Annotated in this window: 2 protein-coding genes; both read left to right on the top strand. The window is 60.7% G+C overall.

The features are described from left to right. On the top strand, positions 1-1174 hold a 1174-nt coding region (gene istA, locus IE095_RS18090), incomplete at its 5' end, for an IS21 family transposase (protein WP_189413672.1). Further along, positions 1164-1934, top strand: coding sequence for an IS21-like element helper ATPase IstB (istB, locus tag IE095_RS18085; protein ID WP_189413670.1), 771 nt, complete (start codon positions 1164-1166; stop codon positions 1932-1934). The genes istA and istB, both read left to right, overlap by 11 nt. The last annotated feature ends 38 nt before the right edge of the window (positions 1935-1972 follow it).

Genomic DNA, 1972 nt, shown 5'->3' with positions numbered 1-1972 from the left:
CTTTGTTCCGCTGGCCTTCAGCCCCGGCGAAGCGTTCCAGTTCGACTGGAGCGAGGATTTTGCGGTTGTCGGCGGCGAGCGCATGAGGCTCCAGGTCGCCCATATCAAGCTGTCGCACAGCCGGGCGTTTCTCTTGCGGGCCTATCCCTTGCAGACCCACGAGATGCTGTTCGACGCCCACTGGCATGCGTTCCGAGTTTTCGGTGGCGTGCCGGAACGCGGGATCTATGACAACATGCGCACAGCGGTGGATCTTGTGGGCCGTGGCAAGGCGCGGCAGGTCAATATCCGCTTCCTGGCGATGGCAAACCACTACGTCTTCGAGCCTGATTTCTGCAATCCGGCAGCAGGGTGGGAGAAAGGGCAGGTCGAGAAGAACGTCCGCGACGCCCGTCATCAGATGCTGCAAGGCATGCCGGATTTTCCCGATCTTGCCGCGCTGAATGACTGGCTGGAACAACGTTGCATCGCTCTGTGGCATGAGACGGCTCATGGCACGCTGTCTGGAACAATCGCGGATGTCTGGGCTGAGGAACGGGCGGCCTTGATGCCCCTGCCGGTGGCCTTCGACGGATTCATTGAGATCAGCAAGCGCGTCTCGCCCACCTGCCTGATCAGTTTTGAACGTAACCGCTACAGCGTGCCGGCATCATTTGCGAACCGCCCCGTCAGCCTGCGGATCTATCCCGACCGGCTGGTCGTGGCCGCGGAGGGTCAGATCCTGTGCGAACATGCCCGCATTATCCAGCGCAGCCATAAGCTGCCTGCGAAGACGATCTACGACTGGCGGCATTATCTGGCGGTCGTGCAAAGGAAGCCTGGCGCTCTTCGGAATGGGGCACCCTTCCTCGAATTACCATCTGCCTTCAGGCAGTTGCAGGAGCACATGCTGCGCAAGCCCGGCGGTGACCGCGAGATGGTCGACATCCTTGCGCTCGTCTTGCACCACGATGAACAGGCCGTGCTGACCGCCGTGGAATTGGCGCTGGTCGGGGGCGTGCCGACCAAGACCCATGTATTGAACCTCCTGCACCGCCTGGTCGACGGCAAGGTCATCGGTGGTCCACCGCTGGATACCCCGCAAGCGCTGGCCTTGCAGCGCGAACCCAAGGCCAATGTCGAACGCTATGACGCTCTGCGCGGCCAAATCGCGGGAGGCCGCCATGCGTCATGACCCTGCTGCCGCTGCTGTTGTCATCATGCTCCGCAGCCTGAAGATGTATGGCATGGCCCAAGCCGTTGAGGATCTGATCGAACAGGGCGCCCCGGCATTTGAGGCCACCATCCCGATCCTATCGCAACTGCTGAAGGCCGAATTGGCCGAACGCGAGGTGCGCTCCATCGCCTATCATATGAAAGCGGCACGCTTCCCGGCCTACAAGGACCTCTCCGGCTTCGACTTTGCGACCAGCGAGATCAACGAGGCTACCGTTCGGACCCTGCATCGCGGTGAGTTCATCGATGGGGCCCAGAACGTCGTCCTGATCGGTGGCCCAGGCACCGGCAAGACCCATGTCGCGACGGCCCTTGGCATCCAGGCGATCGAGCATCATCGCCGCAAGGTCCGCTTCTTCTCCACCATCGAACTGGTCAATGCCCTCGAACAGGAAAAGGCCAAGGGTAAAGCCGGCCAGATTGCTGAAAGCCTGACCAGGCTCGACCTCGTCATCTTGGACGAGCTCGGATATCTGCCGTTCAGCGCCTCAGGCGGGGCGTTGCTGTTCCACCTGCTCAGCAAACTCTACGAACGGACCAGCGTCGTGATCACCACCAACCTCAGCTTCAGCGAATGGGCCACCGTCTTTGGCGACGCCAAGATGACCACCGCATTGCTCGATCGCCTCACTCATCGCTGCCACATCCTGGAGTCCGGAAACGACAGCTTCCGCTTCAAGGCAAGTTCAGCCGCAACAACCCGAAAAAAGAAGGAGTGAAACCTGCCCTTGACCCAAAACTGAACCGAAATCCATAA

The sequence above is a fragment of the Neogemmobacter tilapiae genome (genome assembly GCF_014652215.1).
GTDB lineage: Bacteria > Pseudomonadota > Alphaproteobacteria > Rhodobacterales > Rhodobacteraceae > Neogemmobacter > Neogemmobacter tilapiae.
The sequence above is the reverse complement of the archived record's forward strand: the minus strand, read 5'-3'. Positions and strand labels throughout refer to the sequence as shown.

Coding starts and splice junctions, on each gene's coding strand:
- istB (WP_189413670.1), top strand. CDS start 1,164: ATGCGTCATGACCCTGCTGCCGCTGCTGTTGTCATCATGCTCCGCAGC.